The 798-nt window shown below is 77.9% G+C and carries 2 protein-coding genes; both read left to right on the plus strand.

Annotated features, from left to right (window positions below; genetic code table 11):
• The coding region (locus CKO13_RS12400) for a CrcB family protein (RefSeq protein ID WP_200261462.1) at positions 1 to 319 on the plus strand (319 nt) is incomplete at its 5' end.
• On the plus strand, positions 312 to 798 hold a 487-nt coding region (locus CKO13_RS12405; RefSeq protein ID WP_476702783.1), incomplete at its 3' end, for a nucleotide-binding protein. The genes CKO13_RS12400 and CKO13_RS12405, both read left to right, overlap by 8 nt.

Here is a 798-nt window from a genome sequence, read left to right on the forward strand (position 1 = left end):
CGATGCGGCGGCCTTCCCGTGGGCGACGCTGCTCGTGAACGTCGGCGGCTCGCTGCTCATCGGCGCGGTGGCCGCTGCGGCCGCCGGCCGGGGGGAGGCGGAGCTGCCCACCCACTGGCGGCAGTTCGCGGTCAACGGCCTCTGCGGCGGCTTCACCACCTTCTCGGTGCTCAGCCTCGAGAGCCTGCAGCTGCTCGAGCGCTCGCCGGCGCTGGGCGTGCTCAACCTCGCCGCCACCGTGGCGCTGTGCCTGCTGGCGGTGGCCGTCGGCTACGCGGCCGGCGCCCGGTTGCTGGCGCGGGGGCGGGCCGATGGCTGAGCCGGCGCCGGCGCTGATGCTCGCCGCCCCGGCCTCGGGGCAGGGCAAGTCGATGGTCACCGCCGCCCTGGCGCGGCTGCACCGCAACGCCGGGCGGCGGGTGCGGGTCTTCAAGCACGGCCCCGACTACCTCGACCCCATGCTCCAGGAGCGGGCCAGCGGGGCGCCGGTCTACCAGCTCCACCCGTGGATGACCGGCGAGGCCGAGTGCCGCTGGCGCCTTGCCGCGGCGGCCCGGGAGGCGGAGCTCGTCCTGGTCGAGGGGGCCATGGGGGTGTTCGACGGGGCGCCGTCGAGCGCCGACCTGGCCGCCCTGGCCGGGCTGCCGGTGGCCCTCGTGGTGGACGCCCGGGCCATGGCCGAGACCTTCGGCGCCGTGGTGGGCGGGCTCGCCGGCCACCGCGCCGACGTGCGCGTCGCCGGCGTCATCGCCAACCGCGTCGGCAGCCGCGGCCACGCCGAGCTGCTGCGCCGCAGCC

Source organism: Halorhodospira neutriphila (genome assembly GCF_016584055.1).
GTDB lineage: Bacteria > Pseudomonadota > Gammaproteobacteria > Nitrococcales > Halorhodospiraceae > Halorhodospira > Halorhodospira neutriphila.